Raw genomic sequence first — 20,027 nt, 5'->3', positions numbered from 1 at the left:
GATGAAATCCGCTCCTTTCGACGTTGGTGCCTTCCGGAAGATCAGGTCTGAAGGAGGGCTCCGGCGTGGCAGTGCAACAGGGGGAGAAACCACGAGGATGGGCGCGCAGGCTGGCCCAGTACGCCTGGCGCCACCCGACGGACGTCGTCCTCGCGCTCGGTTCCTCCCTCGCCGGCATGGCCGTGATGGCGCTGGTCCCGCTGGTCACCAAGGTGATCATCGACGACGTCGTCGTCGGCCACACCCGTGACATGGCCCCCTGGGCGGGAGCCCTGATCGGCGCCGCCGTGCTCGTCTACGCCGCCACCTACGTCCGCCGCTACTACGGCGGCCGTCTCGCCCTCGACGTCCAGCACGACCTGCGGACCGCGATGTTCGAGACGATCACCCGGCTCGACGGCCGCCGCCAGGACGAGCTGTCCACCGGCCAGGTCGTCGGCCGCGCCACCAGCGACCTCCAGCTCATCCAGGGCCTGCTCTTCATGCTCCCGATGACGATCGGGAACCTCCTCCTCTTCCTGATCTCCCTGGTGATCATGGCGTGGCTGTCGCTCCCGCTCACCCTGGTCGCCCTGGCCGTCGCACCCGCCCTCGCCTACATCGCCAAGCGCAGCCGAACGAAGCTCCACCCCGCCACCTGGTACGCCCAGGCCCAGGCGGCGGCGGTGGCGGGCGTGGTCGACGGCGCCGTCAGCGGCGTACGCGTGGTGAAGGGCTTCGGGCAGGAGGACCAGGAGACCGGGAAGCTGGCCGAGGTCGGTCGCCGGCTGTTCGCCGGCCGGCTGCGCACGATCCGCCTGAACTCGAGGTACACCCCCGCCCTTCAGGCCGTCCCCGCCCTCGGTCAGGTCGCCATGCTGGCGCTCGGCGGCTGGCTGGCCGTGCGCGGGCACATCACCCTCGGCACGTTCGTCGCCTTCTCCACCTACCTCGCCCAGCTCGTCGGCCCGGTCCGGATGCTCGCCATGGTGCTCACGGTGGGCCAGCAGGCCCGCGCCGGCACCGAACGCGTCCTGGAGCTGATCGACACCGAGCCGTCGATGCAGGACGGCGTGAAGGAACTCCCGGCCGACGCCCCCGCCTCCGTCGAGTTCGACGACGTCGCGTTCGGCTACGACCCCGGCCACCCGGTGCTCGACGGGCTCACCTTCGAGATCCGCCCGGGGGAGACCCTCGCGGTCGTCGGCTCCTCCGGCTCCGGCAAGTCGACGGTCTCCCTCCTCCTGCCCCGCTTCTACGACGTCACCCGGGGCGCGGTCCTGATCGGCGGCCATGACGTCCGCGAGCTCACCCTCGACTCGCTGCGCGCCGCGATCGGACTGGTCCCGGAGGACTCCTTCCTGTTCTCCGACACGGTCCGCGCCAACATCGCGTACGGCCGCCCCGACGCTACCCAGGAGCAGATCGAGGCCGCCGCCCGCGCCGCCCAGGCCGACCGCTTCATCGCCGAGCTGCCCCTCGGCTACGACACGACGGTCGGCGAGCACGGCCTCACCCTCTCCGGCGGCCAGCGCCAGCGCGTCGCGCTCGCCCGCGCGATCCTCACCGACCCACGCCTGCTGGTCCTCGACGACGCCACCTCCGCCGTGGACGCGGCCGTCGAGCACGAGATCCACGAGGCCCTGAAGCAGGTGATGCAGGGCCGCACGACCCTCCTCATCGCCCACCGCCGCTCCACCCTCAACCTCGCCGACCGCATCGCCGTCCTCGACGCCGGCCGGCTCGCCGACCTCGGCACCCACGAGGAGCTGCAGGAACGCTCGCCGCTCTACCGCCGGCTGCTCACCGACCCCGACGAGCTCGGCGGCGTATCGCCCGGCCACGCCCAGCCGGTGGCGCCGGGCGAGGACACCTCCGTCCGCGACGAGCTGGACGCCGAGTTCGACGCCGAGCGCGGGGTGACCCCCCGACTGTGGACCGGCGACCGGCAGCCGAAGGACACGGCCCTCGCCGACTCGCCGGCCACCCCCGAACTCCTCGCCCAGGTGGAGGCGCTGCCCCCGGCCGCCGACACACCCGAGGTCGACGAGGGGCAGGCGGTCCGGCCGGAGGAGTCCTACGGTCTGCGCAGGCTGCTGCGCGGCTTCGGCGCACCCCTGCTCGTCAGCCTCGGCCTGGTCGCCGTCGACGCCGGTATGAGCCTGCTGCTGCCGGTGATGATCCGGCACGGCATCGACCAGGGCGTGACGCGGATGGCGCTGGGCGCCGTCTGGACGGCCTCGCTGCTCGCGTTGGTCGGCGTGCTGGTGCAGTGGGTCGCGCAGTCCGGCGAGATCCGGATGACCGGCCGCACCGGCGAACGCGTCCTCTACAGCCTCCGCCTGAAGATCTTCGCCCAGCTCCAGCGACTCGGACTCGACTACTACGAGCGGGAGTTGACCGGCCGGATCATGACGAGGATGACGACGGACGTGGACGCGCTGTCGACCTTCCTCCAGACCGGCCTGGTCACCGCCTTCGTCTCGGTCGTCACCTTCTTCGGCATCATGGTCGCCCTGCTGGTCATCGACGTGGAGCTGGCGCTGGTCGTCTTCGCGACGCTGCCGCCCCTGATCATCGCCACGTACTTCTTCCGCAGGGCGAGCGTGAAGGCGTACGAACTCGCCCGCGAGCGCGTGTCGACGGTCAACGCCGACCTCCAGGAGTCGGTGTCCGGGCTGCGGATCGTGCAGGCCTTCCGGCGCGAGCGGGACGGCGGGGCCCGGTTCGCGGAACGCAGCGACAGCTACCGCAGGGCGCGCATCCGGGGCCAGTGGCTCATCTCGATCTACTTCCCGTTCGTGCAGCTGCTGTCGTCGGCAGCCGCGGCGGCGGTCCTGATCGCGGGCGCGGGACGGGTGGACGCGGCGACGCTGACGACCGGCGCGCTGGTCGCGTATCTCCTCTACATCGACCTGTTCTTCGCCCCCGTCCAGCAGCTCTCCCAGGTCTTCGACGGCTACCAGCAGGCGACGGTGTCGTTGGGACGCATCCAGGAGCTGCTCCAGGAGCCGACGTCCACGAAGACGGCCGACGAGCCTCTCGAAGTGCTCTCGCTGCGCGGCGAGATCGCCTTCGAGGACGTGCACTTCGCGTACGGCGCGGAGGAGGAGGCCCTCGGGGGCATCGACCTGCGGATCCCCGCCGGTCAGACGGTCGCGTTCGTCGGCGAGACCGGCGCGGGCAAGTCGACCCTCGTCAAGCTGGTGGCCCGGTTCTACGACCCGACGGGCGGCCGGGTGACGGTCGACGACACGGACGTCAGGTCCCTCGACCTCACCTCGTACCGCCACCGCCTGGGCGTCGTCCCCCAGGAGGCGTATCTCTTCCCCGGCACCGTCCGCGACGCCATCGCCTACGGCCGTCCGGCCGCGACCGACGCCGAGGTGGAGGCGGCGGCGCGGGCGGTCGGCGCGCACGAGATGATCGCGACGCTCGACGGCGGCTACCTCCACGAGGTCGCCGAACGCGGCCGCAACCTCTCCGCGGGCCAGCGCCAGCTGATCGCACTGGCCCGCGCCGAACTCGTCGACCCGGACGTCCTGCTCCTCGACGAGGCGACAGCGGCGCTGGACCTGGCGACGGAAGCCCAGGTCAACCAGGCGACGGACCGCCTGGCAGGCCGCCGCACCACCCTGGTGGTGGCCCACCGCCTGACCACGGCAGCCCGCGCGGACCGCGTCGTGGTGATGGACCACGGCCGGGTCGTCGAGGACGGCACGCACGATGAGCTGCTCCGCCTCGGCGGAAGGTATGCCGCTTTGTGGCGCACGTTCGTCGGGGAGGACGAGCCTGCGGCGGTGTGACGGGTGGTTCGGGCTGCCGCCGGTGGGCGGTGCGGTTGCTGCGCCGGCCCGCCGGACGGAGTCCGGCCAGTCGTCTCGAAGCCCGGGAGGCCCGCCAGGGCCGAGCGGTGCGAGGGCGACAGCGGGGGGTTCAGCCCACGGCCGGGTCGTCGAGGACGGTACGCACGATGAGCTGCTTCGCCTCGGCGGAAGGTATGCCGCTTTGTGGCGCACGTTCGTCGGGGAAGACGAGCCTGCGGCGGTGTGACGGGTGGTTCGGGCTGCCGCCGGTGGGCGGTGCGAGGGCGACAGCGGGGGTTCAGACCTTCGTCGGTGCGGCCGAGCCCGAGGAGCCGGTGGGCGCGTGCCGGTGACGGCCGTGCAACCATCCGACACATCTCGTGCGTCCGTACATCAGTACGGCAATCGCGAGTGCGGCCATCGCGTACGGCGAACGTGGGAGGGGACGGGGACCGTGGGCATAGGTAGGCGGGGTACGGCGGTGCGACGGCTGACGGGCGGGCTGGTCGTGCTGATCGTGTCCGGGCTGCTCGCCGTGGCGGCGCCGGGCAGTGCCCAGGCCGCGTCCGGCTCCTCCTGCACGGGCCGGAAGGTGCGCACCCTGTCCTTCTCCGCCGGCTCCGTGCTGGTCTACCGGGACGGCGGCTATGTCTGTGCCGTCACCGTCCAGAAGAACCCGGGCACCAAGCGGCTGATGGCGGTGAGCCTGCAGGCACGCGGCCACATCGCCGTGCCGAAGTCACGGCAGCACACCCGGAGTTCACCCCCGGTGCGGGTTTACGCGGGGCACCGGGAACTACGGGTGACCGGAGCGGTGGGCAGCAGCAGGTACAGCTCGCCCTGGTTCACCTGCTGACCCCCTGATGGCCTGTCAACCCCCTCTGGCGCGACCGGTGTTGCTCCGATAGCTTCCGGCGACGCACATCTGTCTCACAGGGAGGGTGCACGCGCATGCGCAAGGCGCTCAGATGGCTGCTGGCGCTCACCGTGCTCATAGGCACGTTGAGCACGGCGGGAGCGGCCACCGCCGCCGAACCGGGGCCGGCGGACATCAAGGACCGGCTCCTCTCCGTCCCGGGCATGAGCCTGATCCAGGAGAAGCCGTACCCCGGCTACCGCTACTTCGTCCTGAACTACACCCAGCCGGTGGACCACCGGCACCCCTCCAAGGGCACGTTCCAGCAGCGCATCACCGTGCTGCACAAGGACGTCAGCCGCCCCACGGTCTTCTACACCGGTGGCTACAACGTCTCCACCACCCCCAGCCGCCGCGAGCCCACCCAGATCGTCGACGGCAACCAGGTCTCCATGGAGTACCGCTTCTTCACGCCGTCCCGCCCCGACCCGGCCGACTGGACCAAGCTGGACATCTGGCAGGCGGCGAGCGACCAGCACCGCATCTTCAAGGCGCTCAAGAAGATCTACAGCAAGAACTGGGTCTCCACGGGCGGCTCCAAGGGCGGCATGACCGCGACCTACTACGAGCGTTTCTACCCGCGTGACATGGACGGCGTCGTCGCCTATGTCGCCCCCAACGACGTGGTGAACGACGAGGACTCGGCCTACGACCGCTTCTTCGCGAAGGTCGGCACCAAGGAGTGCCGCGACCGTCTCAACGCGGTCCAGCGCGAGGCACTCGTGCGCCGCGAGCCGCTGGAGAAGAAGTACGAGGCGTACGCGGCCGAGAACGGCTACACCTTCACCACCGTCGGCAGCCTGGACAAGGCGTTCGAGGCGGTCGTCCTCGACTACGTGTGGGGCTTCTGGCAGTACGCGCTGATCGCCGACTGCGACGAGGACGAGCTGATCCCGCCGGACGCCAAGGCCGCGACCGACGACCAGATCTGGGCCTCGATCGACACGATCTCCGGGTTCTCCTTCTACACCGACCAGGGACTGGAGCCGTACACGCCGTACTTCTACCAGGCGGCCACCCAGCTCGGCGCGCCGGACATCCACTTCCCGCACATCGAGAAGAAGTACATCCGCTACGGCTACCAGCCGCCGCGCAACTTCGTCCCGCGCGCGATCCCGACCAGGTTCCAGCCGAACGCGATGCGTGACGTGGACAGTTGGGTCCGCCACAACGCCCGGCACATGCTCTACGTCTACGGCCAGAACGACCCGTGGGGCAGCGAGCGGTTCCGTGTCGACAAGGGCGCGAAGGACTCGTACGTCTTCACGGCCCCCGGACTGAACCACGGCGCCAATGTGGCCGGCCTGGTCCCCGACCAGAAGGCCTTCGCCACCGCCCGCATCCTGGAATGGGCAGGCGTCACCCCGACCGCGGTGGCCGAGGCGAAGCCACTGGCGAAGTTCGACGTGAAGCTGGACGCACAGGACGTGGAGCGGGAGTTGACGCTGCGTCCGTAGCGTGACTCACACCGGCCGCGCGCAGCCCACCGGATGCGTGTCGTCGCCGAGTTGGACATAGAGGGCCGTGGACGCCGGGCACTGTGCGCGGGTGTCCACGGCCTTCACCACCTTGTACTGGGGTTTCCTCGTGCCGGAGCCGTCGCACGGCGTCTCGCGGACCTGGCCGCTGCCCGCGCCGTAGACGCAGTCGCCGACGATCGTGCGGGGGCCGCCGCCGGCGCCCGGGTCGCCGGGGTGGGGCGGCTGGAGGGTGCGCATACAGGCGTAGCCCTGCGGGATCGAGCCCGCGCCGCCCTCCGCGGGCTGCTCGCCGATGTGCAGAACGAAGTCGGTGGTCGGCGGGCAGAGCGGGCCCTCACCGACCTTTCCCTCGTGCCGGGCGATCACCCGGGCCGCCGCCCGTTCGCCGGTGCACGGCACCTCGGTGAAGCTGGTCGTCCCGAAGGAGCTGCACTCGTCGACGGCGAGGAAGATCGTGCCGAAGCCGGACACGGGGAGCAGCGAGGAGGGCGTCCGGGCCGGCGTCGACGACCCGTGCCGGGCCTCTTCGGAGGACAGGATCTGGCACCCCGTCAAGAGCAGGACGGAGGCCAGCGCCCAGCACACCGCCCCCACCCGCGTGTCCACGGACCGTCTCGCACGCATGGCATCTCCCGTTCGCCCGACGATCAGGGCCTGACCAGCGTGACCCGCGAGACAGGGCGCACGCCAGCCGCGTGGGGCGCTTTGCGCGTGGTGCGGGAGACGCGTCGAGCGCTCGGCGTACGCCTAGTACGCCAAACCGTGCCCGATCGGATACAGCACCTGGGCCGGATCGTCCGCCCGCCCCACCGGCACCGGCAGCCTCCCGAGCGGGTCGGCCTTCCCGGCGATGACCCGGGCGGCGGCCCGCAGCTCGACGTCGGTCCAGGAGTAGGCGGCCAGGCAGGCTTTGACGGAGGGGAGCCGGGCGACGTCGTAGGGGTTGCGGATTGCTACTGCGACCACCGGCCGCCCCGTCGCCGAGAGACGCTCCACCAGGGTGCGCTGGGCACTGGCCGCCGTGAGGTTGTAGGTCGCGATCACCACGGCGTCGGCCGCGCCCGCGGCCGTCACCGCCTGCGTGATCGTCTCGGCGGAGGGGTCCGTGCCCGTGGACCGGGCCGTCGCCGTGAAGCCCAGTTCGGTGAGAGCGGCGGCGAGGACGCCGGTGGGCGGGCCGGTGGTGCCGGTGGGGGAGACGGGGTCGGCGCCGACGACCAGCAGCCGGTGGTGGGTGCGGGGGGAGAGAGGCAGCACCGGGCCCTCGTTGACCAGCAGGGTCGTCGTTCGTGCGGCCAGCTGCTCGGCCGTCGCGAGGTGCGCCGGTGTGCCGACCGTCCTGCCGACCTCGTCCTGGCTGACGTACGGCTCGTCGAACAGGCCCAGCCGTGCCTTCAGCCGCAGGATCCGCAGGACCGCTTCGTCGAGCCGCTGTTCGCCCAGCTCCCCGTCCTGGACGGCCTTGAGGACGGCGTTCCAGGCCACGTCCAGCTCGGGCGGGTTGAGGAGCTGGTCGACGCCGGCCTTGAGCGCGAGCACGGGCACCCGGTCGTCGCCGTACTTCGTGCGCACGCCCGCCATGTCGAGGGCGTCGGTGACCACGACCCCGTCGTAGCCGAGCTGCTCGCGCAGGATGCCCGTGACGATGGGACGGGAGAGGGTGGCCGGGTCCCCGGAATCGTCGAGGGAGGGGACCAGGATGTGCGCGGTCATCAGGGAGCCGACGTCCGCGGCGATCGCCGCGCGGAACGGCGCCGCGTCCAGCGCCTCCCACACCTCGCGCGTATGGGTGATGACGGGGAAGCCGTAGTGGCTGTCGACGGCGGTGTCCCCGTGCCCGGGGAAGTGCTTGGCGGTCGCCGCGACCCCGGCCGCCTGATAGCCCTCGACCTCCGCCGCGACCAGCTCCGCCACCGCCTGCGGGTCGGCACCGAAGGAGCGGACGCCGATGACCGGGTTGGCCGGGTTGACGTTGACGTCGGCCACGGGGGAGTAGTTCTGCCGGACGCCCATCGCGCGCAGCTCGCGGCCCGCGAGCCGCCCGAGCGTGCGGGCGTCGGCCGACGATCCCCCGGCCCCGATCGCCATCGCCCCCGGGAAGAGCGTGGCCGGTCTGCCCACCCGGCAGACGGCGCCGTGCTCCTGGTCCGTGGAGATCAGCACCGGCAGCCCGCGCGGCTGCCGGAGGGAGGCCCGCTGGATGCCGTCGGAGAGGGCCGCGATCTGCTGCGGGTCGCGGGTGTTGTGCGCCCAGGTGAAGTAGATGATCCCGCCGAGCCGATAGCGGGCGAGCAGCTCGGCGGCCGTGCGCACGCCGAACTGGGCGAGGTTGGCGTCGGCGTCGGCCTGGTCGGGCGCGGTCGCCGAATGGCCGTGGACCCGCGAGACGAAGACCTGGCCGACCTTCTCCTCCAGCGTCATGAGGGAGAGGAGGGCGCGGAGCCGACGGTCGTCCGCATGCGCCGTGCCGCCGACGGCGAGGGCGGCGGTGACGCCGGCGGTGGCGGCGAGGACGGTGCGTCTGGAGGGCATGTGCGCTCCTTCCGGAGGGGGGTTCCGGTGGCCGGGAGGGGGGCTTCCGGTGGCGCACGCTACCCGCGGGGGCGCCGCCATCGGCGCATTGGAGGGGGCGCGCCGATGACGGCTCGGCTGCCGGCCCGGGTGCGGCGGAGAGGGTGGGTCAGCGATCGCAGCCAGTGGCGAGGGCCGACACCGCACCGAGGTGACTCGTCCGACAGCTTGCGAATTGGACGAGCGGGGCGCGGACAGGGTTCCCACTCACGCACGGATTTCCGGAAGTCGGGACGGATGTGACACCAGAGAACCCGTGGGGCGACCGACATCCCTCGGCCGCCGTTCACCCGGCGGACACCGCCCCGACCGTCGTCCATCCCGTGGACGTACCGGCGACCGAGCGGATCGGCGCGGGATCATGAGGGGCATGGCCCTCGTCGACATCCCCGGTTCCAAGTCCATCACCGCCCGCGCCCTGTTCCTCGCGGCGGCCGCCGACGGCGTCACCACCCTCCAGCGCCCCCTGCGCTCCGACGACACCGAGGGGTTCGCCGAGGGCCTGACGCGGCTCGGCTACCGCGTCGGACGGACACCGGACGCCTGGCAGGTCGACGGCCGCCCGCAGGGACCGGCGCTCGCCGAGGCGGACGTCTACTGCCGCGACGGCGCGACCACGGCCCGCTTCCTGCCGACCCTCGCCGCCGCCGGCCACGGCGTCTACCGCTTCGACGCCTCCCCGCAGATGCGCCGCCGCCCCCTCCTCCCGCTCACCCGCGCCCTGCGCGACCTCGGCGTGGACCTGCGGCACGGGGAAGCGGAGGGCCACCACCCGCTGACCGTGCGGGCGGCCGGCGTCGAGGGCGGCGAGGTGACGCTGGACGCCGGACAGTCCTCCCAGTACCTGACCGCCCTGCTGCTGCTCGGCCCGCTCACCCGCACCGGCCTGCGCATCACCGTCACGGACCTGGTCTCGGCGCCCTACGTCGAGATCACGATCGCGATGATGCGGGCGTTCGGGGTGGAGGTGGGCCGGGAGGGCGACACCTACGTCGTCCCGCCCGGCGGCTACCGCGCCACGACCTACGCGATCGAGCCGGACGCCTCCACCGCCAGCTACTTCTTCGCGGCGGCCGCGCTGACCGGCGGCGAGGTGACCGTGCCGGGCCTCGGCGCGGGCGCGCTCCAGGGCGACCTGCGCTTCGTGGACGTCCTGCGCCGGATGGGCGCCCGGGTGGACGTCGGCGCCGACCGCACGACCGTGTCCGGGACCGGCGAACTGCACGGCGTCACCGTCAACATGCGGGACGTCTCCGACACCATGCCGACCCTCGCCGCGATCGCGCCCTTCGCCTCCGGACCCGTACGCATCGAGGACGTGGCGAACACGCGCGTGAAGGAGTGCGACCGGCTGGAGGCCTGCGCCGAGAACCTCCGGCGGCTGGGCGTGGAGGTCGCCACCGGCCCCGACTGGATCGAGATCCGGCCCGGCGCCGCTCCGACCGGCGCCGACGTCAAGACCTACGGCGACCACCGCATCGTTATGTCCTTCGCGGTCACCGGACTGCGCGTCCCCGGAATCTCGTTCGACGACCCCGGCTGCGTCCGCAAGACTTTCCCCGGTTTCCACGAGGCGTTCGCGGAACTGGGGCAGCGGTTGCGATAGCGGCTGAGGTTCGGCCGGGGGAGGACGACGTCGAGTGGGTTTCGAACTGCGGGGGCCGGTTCTGGAGGGCGCTCTGGTGCGCCTGGAGCCGCTGGAGCACCGGCATGCGGCCGAGTTGGCGGTGGCGGCGGAGGAGAACCGGGGAACGTACGACTACACCTGGGTGCCCAGGGCCGACGAGGTCGACGCGTACATCGACGCCCAGCTCGCCCGCGCGGCGAGCGGCCGGCTCGCGCCCTACGCGCAGATATCCCTCGCCTCCGGCCGGGCGGTCGGCGCGACCTCGTACTGGGAGCCGCGCTCCTGGCGCTCCGAGGACCGACTCGACGCCATCGAGATCGGCTTCACCTGGCTGGCCCGGTCCGCCCAGGGCACGGGCGTCAACGCCGAGGCCAAACTGCTGCTCTTCCGGCATGCCTTCGAGAAGTGGGGCGTCGCCCGGGTCGACCTGAAGACGGACACCCGCAACGGCCGCTCCCAAGCGGCGATCGCAAGCGTCGGCGCCCGCTTCGAGGGCATCCTGCGCAACTGGTCCCGCTCCTGGGCGCCGGGCGAGGACGGCCGCCTCCGCGACACCGCGATCTTCTCCCTCACGGCGGACGAATGGCCCGACGTCGAGCGGAAGCTGTCGGAGCGGGTGGCGAGATACCCGGTGGCGAGCAGGTGAGCACCGGGCGGACGTCCCGGCGCATGCCGACGCCGTCCCCGGCGCTGGAGGGCGTCGTCACGGGCGGCAGCGCACTGCTGTGGTACGCCCTCGCCACCCTCCTGTACCTGGAGAACCAGGCCGAGGAGCCCTGGGACCCGGACTACCCCAGCGAACGCCCCTTCTTCCTGCTGGCCTACACGGCCGGGGCGTCACTGCTGCTCACCTGGGGGCTGCGGTCCCTGCCGGCCGGCCGCACCGGCCTGCTGGGCAGGATCCTCGACCGGGTGACCCGGATCCGCGCGGCGGCGGTGGCCGTGATCTGGGCGGCCCTGGTCGTGGCGGCGATCGTCACCTGACACCGGCGGCGGCGACGACGGCCGCCGCCGTACGCAGTTCCTCCCGCACCGCCGTCAGCACCGGATCCCGCTCCGCCCCGGCCCGTACGGCGACGAAGACGTTCCGCGACGGCGGCTCGCCCTGCGCCGGACGCAGCGCCAGAGCCTGATGGGCGTACAGCGACCGCACCAGCCGGGGCACCAGCGCCACCCCCTGCCCCGCCGCCACCAGACCCGCCAGCGCGGCCCAGTCGTTCACGGCGTGCCGGATCTCGGGCGTGAAGCCGGCCGCCGCGCACACCGAGCGGGTCACCGCCCCGCAGCAGCTGAGGGCGTTCCCGACGATCCACGGGTCCGTGGCCAGCTCCCGCAACGGCACCTCGGCGCGCCCGGCGAGCGGATGGTCCGGCGGGAGGGCGACGTCCAGGACGTCGGTCAGCAGGTCCTCGCGGGTGTAGCGGCGGTCGGTGTGCGGGGGAGCGGCCGCGAAGTCGACGGCGACGGCCACATCGATCTGGCCGGCGTCCAGCGCGGTGAACACGTCCGGCGGCTCGGCCTCCACGACGTCCACGCGGAGCTGTGGGAGCCGGTCGCGCACCGCCCGCAGCGCGGTCGGCAGCAGCCCCAGGATGCCGCTGGAGAAGCAGCCGACGGTCACCGTGCCCCGGCCGCCCTCCCCGTACGCCGTCAAGTCGGCGCGGGCCCGCTCCAGTTGGGCGGCGATGACGTCGGCGTGCGCGAGCAGCACCCGGGCCTGACCGGTGAGCCGTACGCCCCTGCCGTCCCGTTCGGTGAGGGGGACGCCCAGCTCACGGGCGAGGGCCGCGAGTTGCTGGGAGACGGCGGAGGGGGTGAGGTGGAGCGCCTCGGCCGCCCGCGCGAGACTGCCCCGGCGCTGCACCTCTCGCAGGACGGTCAGACGACGCAGATCGATGGTGAAGGCAGGGCTTAAGGGTTCCACCGGAAAAGATTAACTGGACCTGGTGTCTCGTGATCGGAAATCATCGGCCCATGGCCCCCCTGACCCCCCTGACACCGATGACCACGCGCTCCTACCTCATCCTCCACGGCTGGCAGAACCACCGCCCCGAGGACCACTGGCAGCACTGGCTCGCCGACCGCCTCACCGAACTCGGCCACGACGTCGCCTACCCGCAACTGCCCGACCCCGACGACCCCGACCTCGAGGCATGGCTGACGGAGCTGCGCGGCCACCTCGCCGTGCCGCCCACGGGCGGGGGCCGCGTGGTCGTCGCCCACAGCCTCTCCGCCGTGCTGTGGCTGCACGCCGTCGCCCGGGAGCTGCCGGAACTCGCCGACGTCGACCGGGTGCTGCTGGTGGCCCCACCGTCCGGCTCGGTCCTCGCCCGGTATCCCGAGGTCGAGGGGTTCGCGCTCCCCGAGGACCTCGACGGCCTCAAGCTCCCGCACCCGACCCGCCTGGTCTCCGGGGACGACGACCCCTACCTCCCGGAAGGCGCCCAGACGGCCTACGGCGACCCCCTCGGCCTCCGAGCCGAACTCCTCCCGGGCGCCGCCCACCTCGACCTGGACGCGGGCTACGGCCCCTGGCCGACGGTCCTGGAGTGGTGCCTGGACGAGACGACGGAGCTCAGGGTGCGGTAGCCGGGCGGGGTGGCCCACCTGCGCGGCGGCCCACGGCACGGTGGCCGACCTGCGCGGCGGCCCACGGCACGGTGGCCCACGGCACGGCTGCGCTCCGCGCGGCTGTCCACCGCGCGGTGGTCGCCCGTCCGGCAGCCGGTGGCGCGGTCCTCGGCGATACGGCCGGCAAGTCCGCCGCAGCCCCAGCCGCTGCGGCCGTCGGTTCCGGGTCAGGGTCCGGCGCGCCGGCCGCGGGTCGGTCGTGGTGCCCGGTGGCCCGGCAACCCGGCGGCTCGGTGGCCCAGTGGTCGGCAGCTAGGCAGCCGGTGGCGCGGTCGTCGGCGATACGACCGGAGCGGCGGCCGACGGGTCCGACCCAGCCGCTGCGACCGCCCGGCCCGCCGCAGCCGCCGCGTCCGGCCGTTTCGGCACCGCGTCCGGCCGTTCCGGCACCGCGTCCGGCCGTTTCGGCACCGCGTCCGGCCGTTTCGGCACCGCGTCCGGCCGTTCCGGCACCGCGCCCGGCCGTTCCGGCACCGCGTCCGGCTGGTCCGGCACCGTCGGTGGTGGCTGTGTCGTCGTCCCGCGCTTGCGCCCGCCCCGCAGTTCCGGAGTCGTCGCGCTCACCCCCACGACCGCTGCCAGACACATCAGGCCGCCGGTGATCAGCGCGGTCGTCCCCGCCGTCCAGCCGGCCACCGCGCCCGCGCGCAGGTTGCCGAGGTTGGGCCCCGCCTGGCCGACGACCGCCTCGGCCGCCGTCACCCTGCCCAGCAGGGCGTCCGGGGTGTGGGTCTGCACGATCGTGACGCGGGACAGGACGGCCACCGAGTCCGCCGCCCCGGCCACCGCCAGCACCCCCAGGCCGGCCCAGGCGCTGGTCGTCAGTCCGAAGAGGGCGAGGGCCCCGCCCCAGAGCCCCGAGGCGCACAGCATCACCGGGCCGGGTCGGGCCAGCCGCGTGATCGGACCGGAGAAGGCGGTCGCCGCCACCCCGCCCACGGCGAGCGCGGACAGGAACAGACCGAGCGTGCCCGGGTCGCCCCCGAAGCGCTCCTCGTTGACCAGCGGGAACAGACTCACCGGCATCGCCAGGACGGTCGCGGCGAGGTCGACCAGCAGCGCGCCCCGCACCGCCCGGTGACCGGTCAGGAACCGCAGGCCGTCCAGGACGCCCTGCACACCGGGACGGGACTTCTCGCCCTCGGGCGGCAGCGCGGGCAGCCCGTACGCGCCGTAGAAGGACATGCCGAAGCTGAGGGCGTCCAGCAGGTAGCAGACGCCGATCCCCCACCAGCCGAGCACGACACCGGCGACGGCCGGACCGAGCAGCATCATCGCCTGGCCGGTGACCTGCTGCAGCGCGAGACCGGCGGCCACCTGGTCCTCGGGCAGCAGCCGACGCACGAACACGCCCGCCGCGGGCCCGCCCACCGCCCCGAACGACGACTGCACCGCCACCAGCGCCAGCACCACGAGCACCGGAACATGCCCGGTGAAGCCCTGCACGGCCAGCAGGACGGAGCAGACCGCCGAGCCGACGGTGCTCAGGAGATACACGCGCCGCCGGTCGGCCCGGTCGACCCAGGCGCCCGCGAACAGCCCGACGCCGATCAGCGGCAGCGCCTGCGCCAGACCGACCGCGCCGCTCCAGAGCGAGCTGTGGGTCGTGTCCCAGACCTGGAACATCACGGTGACCATGGTCATGAAGCCACCGAGCGTGGACACCGTGCGCCCGATCAGCAGCCGCCGGAAGACGGGGGAGGAACGTAGCGGACGAACGTCGATGAGGGTCCGGGTCAGGAGGCTCATGACGGAACGACGGCGGCGACGGACGCCGCGGGCTGCTGGTGCACGGCCGGGAGACTAACCCGCGACGCAGCCGAGGAGCGAGTCGTTATTCCGGTCGGCCTCTCCCGAGCCCAGCCGACAGCCACCCAACCGGACTCGCTCAGTCCAACTGGCTCAGCCGACAGCCGCTCAAGCGGACGCGCTCAGTCCGACTCGCTCAAGCGGAGTCGTTGAGCAGCCGTCCCAGATGCTCGCGCCCCCCGCTCAGCAGCCCGGCCAGCGGCTCCGCGTTCTCGTACCAGCGCTTCTCGTACTCCCAGCACAGCCACCCGTCCCAGCCGTGCCGAGCCAGGACCTCGACGCACTCGGCGAGCGGCAGCACCCCCGCGCCCAGCGCCAGCGGGGTGGTGTCCTCGGCCGACGCGATGTCCTTGACCTGCACGTATCCGAGATACGGGGAGAGCGCCGCGTACGTCTCCTGTGGCTGTTCGCCGCTCAGCCAGGTGTGCATCACATCCCACAGCGCACCCACCTGCCGGTGTCCGACAGGGCCGAGGATGCGGATGGCGTCCGCACCGCTCCGGTGCGAGTCATGGGTCTCCAGCAGGATGCGTACGCCGAGGTCGGCGGCGTGCTCGGCGGCGGTGCCGAGCCGCCGGGCGGCGACGGCGTCGGCCTCGGCCGGGGACGATGCGTCTGCACCGCCGGGAAAGACGCGAACGAAGGGCGCCCCGAGATCACGGGCGAGCGAGACGAGGCCGCGGATCTCCTCGATCACCGGTTCGTCGTCCCCCGGCGCGGCGACCCGCGCGTACCCCGCGACCCCCAGGACCTCGATGCCCGCCGCCTTGAACTCGGCGGCGACATCGGCCCGTTGGTCCGGGCTCAGCCCCGGGTGGACCGGCTCCTCCGGATGGGCGCGCAGTTCCACGCCGTGATAGCCGTGCGTGACCGCTAGCCGCAGGACCTCGGAAAGCGGCAGACCGGGAACACCGAGGGTGGAGAAGGCGAGCCTCATGGTTCCTACTGTCACTCCGGAGCGGGGTCCGGGTCCAGTGGGGGCCCGCCGAACCCCCGGCCACCGGCCTCCCGGCCACCGGCCTCCCGGCCACCGGCCTCCCGGCCACCGGCCTCCCGGCCACCGGCCTCCCGGCCACCGGCCTCCCGGCCACCAGAAGCCTGACCACCAGAGGCCCGACCGTCGGAGACACACGCGCGGAACCGCCGCAGCAGTTCCCGCCCGGCCGCGCTCTCCGCCTCGAAGTCCTGGACCCGCAGCTCCTCCGGAACGTCCCGGCCCAGGACGCGTGCCCCGTTGCACCGGAAGCAGAACGCGATCTCGAAGAGCGGATCGGGATCGGTGGCGTCGTAGAGGCGGATCCCCCAGCCGGGCACGAAGCAGCGGTACCGCTCGCTGTCCGGCAGCGCGCGGATCAGGGCCAGCGCCTCCCGCACCTCGTCCCCGGCCCAGACCTCGACCGCCTCGCCCGCCAGTCCCCGCGAGGTGAAGGGACCGGTGGGATCGGCGATACGGACGACCTCGAGAAGTTCGCCCTGCTCGTGCGCGGCGGGCAGTCTCAACTCCGGGGCACCCCGGAGGACCCCCGCACCATCAACTCCCCGCGAACCGTGGCGATCCCGCCCGGCGGCGGCTCCTCGCGGCCCATGGCGATGCGTCCCGCCCGCGCCCCCGCCTCGGCCAGCGGCAGCCGCACCGTCGTCAGGGAGGGCACCGCGTCGATGCTGAAGGGAAGGTCGTCGAAGCCGGCGACCGAGACGTCCTCGGGGATGCGCAGCCCGGAGTCGCGCAGGGCGGCGCAGGCGCCCAGGGCGACGGAGTCGTTGGCGGCGACGACGGCCGTCAGGGAGGGGTCCCGGCGCAGCAGTTCGAGCGTGGCCTCGTAGCCGGCCCGCCGGTCGTAGCGGCCGTGCACGGTCCAGCGCGGGTCCTCCTCGATGCCGGCCGCGGCCAGCGCCGCCCGGTGGCCCTCCAGCCGGTGCCGGGTGGTCGTCCGCTCCTCGGGGCCCGCGATATAGCCGAGGCGGCGATGTCCGAGGCCGATCAGGTGCTCGGTCAGCTCCCGTCCGCCGCCGCGGTTGTCGAAGGTCAGCGCGATCGCCTGGGTGTCCGGCGCGGGCGGCCGGCCGCACAGCACCACCCGGGTGCCCGCCTCCGCCAGCCTGCGCAGCTTCGCCGCCATCGCGGCCGCGTGCGGCTCGTTCTCGATGGCGCCGCCGGTCAGCACGACGGCCGCGGCCCGCTGCCGCTGCAGCAGGGTCAGATAGGTCAGCTCGCGCTCGGGCGAGCCCCCGGTGTTGCAGACCACCGCCAGCCGCTCGCCCCCCGCGCGGCCGCCCGGCCCGCCGATCTCCAGCTGGATCGCGCTCGCCATGATCCCGAAGAAGGGGTCGGCGATGTCGTTGACGAGAATCCCCACCAGGTCGGAGGTCGCCGCGGCCAGGGCGCTGGCCGGCCCGTTCAGCACGTAGTCCAGCTCGTCGACCGCCCGCAGCACCCGCTCCCTGGTGGTGGCTGCCACGGGGTAGTTCCCGTTCAGCACGCGCGACACCGTCGCGGGCGAGACCTGCGCGCGGGCCGCCACGTCCGCCAGGGTCACCGTCATCTCGTCGTCCTCCGGTAAACGCATCGTGTCGTACGTCGTCGTACGTCGTCGCACGACGACATATGTCGCTGTACGCCCTGGTAGACAGCTGCCTCGTGGGCGCGGTTCCGGGCGTGTCGAGCAGACCTTACGGCCCGGGACCCCGGTTGTTCGCCCCCTCGAACAACTCAGGATGGACACGGTCTTGTCCGGACCACCGATCAGAGGCTAGCTTCTCCTTGGATAGAAAGCGCTTGCTGTAACGCTGATCAGGTAGAGGCGTACGCGGCGCGCACAACCGCGTACGAAACGCGCAGCCACACTGCGCACGACACCAAGGCCTACGCCTGCGCCTGGCCTGCGAAAGGATCGACGTGACACGCAAGACAGTCCGTATCGCCATGAACGGGGTGACCGGGCGGATGGGTTACCGCCAGCACCTCGTCCGCTCCATCCTCGCCCTGCGCGAACAGGGCGGCCTCGACCTCGGCGACGGCACGGTGCTGTGGCCGGAACCGATCCTCGTCGGCCGCCGCGAGCACGCCCTGAAGTCGCTCGCCGAGCAGCACGGCCTGGACCCGCAGAACGTCTCCACGGACGTCGACGCGGTCCTCGCCGACCCGACCGTCGAGATCTACTTCGACGCCCAGGTCACCTCCGCCCGCGAGGAGGCGATCACCAAGGCGATCGCCGCCGGCAAGCACATCTACACCGAGAAGCCGACGGCCACCGGTCTCGACGGCGCCCTGGAGCTGGCCCGGCTGGCGAACGAGAAGGGCGTCAAGCACGGCGTCGTCCAGGACAAGCTGTTCCTGCCGGGCCTGCTGAAGCTCAAGCGCCTCATCGACGGCGGCTTCTTCGGCCGGATCCTGTCCATCCGCGGCGAGTTCGGCTACTGGGTCTTCGAGGGCGACTGGCAGGCCGCCCAGCGCCCGTCCTGGAACTACCGTGCGGAGGACGGCGGCGGCATCGTCGTCGACATGTTCCCGCACTGGGAGTACGTCCTGCACGAGCTGTTCGGCCGCGTGAAGTCCGTCCAGGCCATCGCCACCACCCACATCCCGCAGCGCTGGGACGAGAACGGCAAGCCCTACGACGCGACGGCCGACGACGCGGCGTACGGCATCTTCGAGCTCGACGGCGGTGCCATCGCCCAGATCAACTCCTCCTGGGCCGTCCGCGTCAACCGCGACGAACTCGTCGAGTTCCAGGTCGACGGCACCGAGGGGTCCGCGGTCGCGGGCCTGCGCAACTGCCGCGTCCAGCACCGCTCCGCCACCCCCAAGCCGGTCTGGAACCCGGACATCCCCGCCACCGAGGTCTTCCGCGACCAGTGGCAGGAAGTGCCCGACAACGGCGAGTTCGACAACGGCTTCAAGGCGCAGTGGGAGCTGTTCCTCCGGCACGTCTACGCCGACGCCCCCTACCACTGGGACCTGCTGGCCGGCGCCCGTGGCGTTCAGCTCGCCGAGCTGGGCCTGAAGTCCTCCGCCGAGGGCCGCCGCCTGGACGTCCCGGAGGTGACGCTGTGACGATCCGACTTCCGGACTCCGCAGGCGGCCTGCGGGCGTACGAACCTCGCGCCGAACCCCTGGCCCTCACCACGGGCGCCCCCTTCACCTCCCGGACGGTCTTCTCGGCGGCCCATGTGGTGGCCGACCCCTTCGCGGACACGAGCCCCGACTCCGCCGCGGCCGTCGACTGGGACGCGACCCTCGCCTTCCGCCGCCATCTGTGGTCCCACGGACTCGGCGTCGCCGAGGCGATGGACACCGCACAGCGCGGCATGGGCCTGGACTGGGCGGGCGCGGCCGAACTGATCCGCAGGTCGGCGGCCGAGGCCAAGGCGGTGGGCGGTCTGATCGCCTGCGGCGTCGGCACCGACCAGCTCACCGGCCCGGCGACCCTCGCCGAGGTCCGCGCGGCCTACGAGGAGCAGCTGGCCCTCGTGGAGGCCTCCGGGGCCCGGTCCATCCTGATGGCGTCCCGGGCCCTGGCGGCGGCGGCCACGTCCCCCGAGGACTACCTCGAGGTCTACGGCCATCTGCTCCGCCAGGCCACCGAGCCGGTGATCCTGCACTGGCTGGGCCCGATGTTCGACCCGGCGCTGGAGGGCTACTGGGGCTCCGCGGACCTGGACGCGGCGACCGACACCTTCCTGGAGGTGATCGCGGCCCACCCCGACAAGGTGGAGGGCATCAAGGTCTCCCTGCTGGACGCCCAGCGGGAGATCGACATCCGCCGCCGGCTGCCGCAGGGCGTCCGCTGCTACACGGGCGACGACTTCAACTACCCCGAGCTGATCGCGGGCGACGAGAAGGGCTTCAGCCACGCCCTCCTCGGCATCTTCGACCCGCTGGGCCCGCTGGCGGCGGAGGCGGTCCGCGTCCTGGACACGGGCGACGTAACCGGTTTCCGGGAGTTGCTGGACCCGACGGTCGAGCTCTCCCGCCACCTCTTCCAGACCCCCACCCGCTTCTACAAGACGGGCGTGGTGTTCCTCGCCTGGCTGGCCGGCCACCAGTCGCACTTCACGATGGTCGGCGGTCTGCAGTCGGCCCGCTCCCTCCCGCACTTCGCCCGCGCCTACGAACTCGCCGACGGCCTGGGCCTGTTCCCGGACCCGAAGCCGGCGGAGGAACGCATGAAGACCCTGCTGGCTCTGTACGGAGTGACCCAGTGACC

Annotated in this window: 15 protein-coding genes and 1 pseudogene; 9 read left to right on the top strand and 7 right to left on the bottom strand. The window is 72.7% G+C overall.

Annotated elements, in window-relative coordinates; genetic code table 11:
* Positions 1 to 65: 65 nt before the first annotated feature.
* From ABZ725_RS26700 to ABZ725_RS26690, 3 genes are all read left to right on the top strand, one after another.
* The gene (locus ABZ725_RS26700; RefSeq protein WP_358805103.1) at positions 66 to 3,785 is read left to right on the top strand and encodes an ABC transporter ATP-binding protein; all 3,720 of its coding nucleotides are present in this window, start codon (positions 66 to 68) and stop codon (positions 3,783 to 3,785) included.
* A gap of 460 nt (positions 3,786 to 4,245) precedes the next feature.
* Entirely contained in the window at positions 4,246 to 4,641 is a 396-nt protein-coding gene (locus tag ABZ725_RS26695; protein ID WP_358805301.1) for a hypothetical protein, read from the top strand.
* Positions 4,642 to 4,736: 95 nt separating this feature from the next.
* A complete protein-coding gene (locus ABZ725_RS26690) occupies positions 4,737 to 6,158 on the top strand; it encodes a S28 family serine protease (protein ID WP_358805102.1) in 1,422 nt (473 codons plus the stop codon).
* A 6-nt stretch (positions 6,159 to 6,164) separates the two neighbouring features.
* On the opposite strand, the gene ABZ725_RS26685 is transcribed toward ABZ725_RS26690, so the two are convergent.
* Together ABZ725_RS26685 and ABZ725_RS26680 are read right to left on the bottom strand one after the other, a co-directional pair.
* Complete coding sequence (locus ABZ725_RS26685) at positions 6,165 to 6,806, bottom strand: hypothetical protein (protein WP_358805101.1); 642 nt, start codon at positions 6,804 to 6,806, stop codon at positions 6,165 to 6,167.
* 123 nt (positions 6,807 to 6,929) lie between these two features.
* On the bottom strand, positions 6,930 to 8,714 hold the full coding sequence (locus ABZ725_RS26680) for a glycoside hydrolase family 3 N-terminal domain-containing protein (RefSeq protein WP_358805100.1): 1,785 nt from the start codon (positions 8,712 to 8,714) through the stop codon (positions 6,930 to 6,932).
* 409 nt (positions 8,715 to 9,123) lie between these two features.
* On the opposite strand from ABZ725_RS26680, the gene aroA reads away from it, so the two are divergent.
* From aroA to ABZ725_RS26665, 3 genes are read left to right on the top strand one after another with little or no spacing between them, the layout of a single operon-like run.
* Positions 9,124 to 10,359 (top strand): 3-phosphoshikimate 1-carboxyvinyltransferase, encoded by a 1,236-nt coding sequence (aroA, locus tag ABZ725_RS26675; RefSeq protein ID WP_358805099.1) that lies wholly within the window; start codon positions 9,124 to 9,126, stop codon positions 10,357 to 10,359.
* 34 nt (positions 10,360 to 10,393) lie between these two features.
* A complete protein-coding gene (locus ABZ725_RS26670; protein ID WP_358805098.1) occupies positions 10,394 to 11,026 on the top strand; it encodes a GNAT family protein in 633 nt (210 codons plus the stop codon).
* Positions 11,027 to 11,049: 23 nt separating this feature from the next.
* The gene (locus ABZ725_RS26665; protein WP_358805097.1) at positions 11,050 to 11,364 is read left to right on the top strand and encodes a hypothetical protein; all 315 of its coding nucleotides are present in this window, start codon (positions 11,050 to 11,052) and stop codon (positions 11,362 to 11,364) included.
* Here the strand turns inward: ABZ725_RS26665 and ABZ725_RS26660 are convergent.
* On the bottom strand, positions 11,357 to 12,304 hold the full coding sequence (locus tag ABZ725_RS26660; protein ID WP_358805096.1) for a LysR family transcriptional regulator: 948 nt from the start codon (positions 12,302 to 12,304) through the stop codon (positions 11,357 to 11,359). The genes ABZ725_RS26665 and ABZ725_RS26660 overlap by 8 nt on opposite strands.
* A 77-nt stretch (positions 12,305 to 12,381) precedes the next feature.
* On the opposite strand from ABZ725_RS26660, the gene ABZ725_RS26655 reads away from it, so the two are divergent.
* Positions 12,382 to 12,969, top strand: coding sequence for an alpha/beta hydrolase (locus tag ABZ725_RS26655; protein WP_358805300.1), 588 nt, complete (start codon positions 12,382 to 12,384; stop codon positions 12,967 to 12,969).
* 573 nt (positions 12,970 to 13,542) lie between these two features.
* On the opposite strand, the pseudogene ABZ725_RS26650 reads toward ABZ725_RS26655, so the two are convergent.
* From ABZ725_RS26650 to ABZ725_RS26635, 4 genes and pseudogenes are all read right to left on the bottom strand, one after another.
* Positions 13,543 to 14,760 (bottom strand): annotated as a pseudogene (locus tag ABZ725_RS26650) (MFS transporter); the annotation flags it as partial.
* Positions 14,761 to 14,956: 196 nt separating this feature from the next.
* Positions 14,957 to 15,757 carry a sugar phosphate isomerase/epimerase family protein gene (locus ABZ725_RS26645; RefSeq protein ID WP_358805095.1) on the bottom strand — a complete coding sequence of 267 codons (801 nt, stop codon included), beginning with the start codon at positions 15,755 to 15,757 and terminating at the stop codon, positions 14,957 to 14,959.
* Between the two features lie 11 nt (positions 15,758 to 15,768).
* On the bottom strand, positions 15,769 to 16,320 hold the full coding sequence (locus ABZ725_RS26640) for a hypothetical protein (protein WP_358805094.1): 552 nt from the start codon (positions 16,318 to 16,320) through the stop codon (positions 15,769 to 15,771).
* On the bottom strand, positions 16,317 to 17,363 hold the full coding sequence (locus ABZ725_RS26635) for a LacI family DNA-binding transcriptional regulator (protein ID WP_351906568.1): 1,047 nt from the start codon (positions 17,361 to 17,363) through the stop codon (positions 16,317 to 16,319). Before ABZ725_RS26635 ends, ABZ725_RS26640 begins: the two co-directional genes overlap by 4 nt.
* 353 nt (positions 17,364 to 17,716) lie before the next feature.
* On the opposite strand from ABZ725_RS26635, the gene ABZ725_RS26630 reads away from it, so the two are divergent.
* Together ABZ725_RS26630 and ABZ725_RS26625 are read left to right on the top strand one after the other, a co-directional pair.
* A complete protein-coding gene (locus ABZ725_RS26630; RefSeq protein ID WP_358805093.1) occupies positions 17,717 to 18,874 on the top strand; it encodes a Gfo/Idh/MocA family oxidoreductase in 1,158 nt (385 codons plus the stop codon).
* Entirely contained in the window at positions 18,871 to 20,025 is a 1,155-nt protein-coding gene (locus ABZ725_RS26625) for a dihydrodipicolinate synthase family protein (RefSeq protein WP_358805092.1), read from the top strand. The genes ABZ725_RS26630 and ABZ725_RS26625 overlap by 4 nt, the downstream gene beginning before the upstream one ends.
* Positions 20,026 to 20,027 lie beyond the last annotated feature (2 nt).

It is taken from the genome of Streptomyces sp. NPDC006872 (genome assembly GCF_040635845.1).
Lineage (GTDB): Bacteria > Actinomycetota > Actinomycetes > Streptomycetales > Streptomycetaceae > Streptomyces.
Note: the sequence above shows the minus strand (reverse complement) of the source record. Positions and strands in the feature narration are given on the sequence as shown.

Excerpts from the sequence above, each read along its gene's own strand:
- ABZ725_RS26690 (WP_358805102.1), top strand. The coding sequence starts at position 4,737 with ATGCGCAAGGCGCTCAGATGGCTGCTGGCGCTCACCGTGCTCATAGGC.
- ABZ725_RS26685 (WP_358805101.1), bottom strand. The coding sequence starts at position 6,806 with ATGCGTGCGAGACGGTCCGTGGACACGCGGGTGGGGGCGGTGTGCTGG.
- ABZ725_RS26680 (WP_358805100.1), bottom strand. The coding sequence starts at position 8,714 with ATGCCCTCCAGACGCACCGTCCTCGCCGCCACCGCCGGCGTCACCGCC.
- aroA (WP_358805099.1), top strand. The coding sequence starts at position 9,124 with ATGGCCCTCGTCGACATCCCCGGTTCCAAGTCCATCACCGCCCGCGCC.
- ABZ725_RS26665 (WP_358805097.1), top strand. The coding sequence starts at position 11,050 with ATGCCGACGCCGTCCCCGGCGCTGGAGGGCGTCGTCACGGGCGGCAGC.
- ABZ725_RS26655 (WP_358805300.1), top strand. The coding sequence starts at position 12,382 with ATGACCACGCGCTCCTACCTCATCCTCCACGGCTGGCAGAACCACCGC.
- ABZ725_RS26645 (WP_358805095.1), bottom strand. The coding sequence starts at position 15,757 with ATGAGGCTCGCCTTCTCCACCCTCGGTGTTCCCGGTCTGCCGCTTTCC.
- ABZ725_RS26635 (WP_351906568.1), bottom strand. The coding sequence starts at position 17,363 with ATGACGGTGACCCTGGCGGACGTGGCGGCCCGCGCGCAGGTCTCGCCC.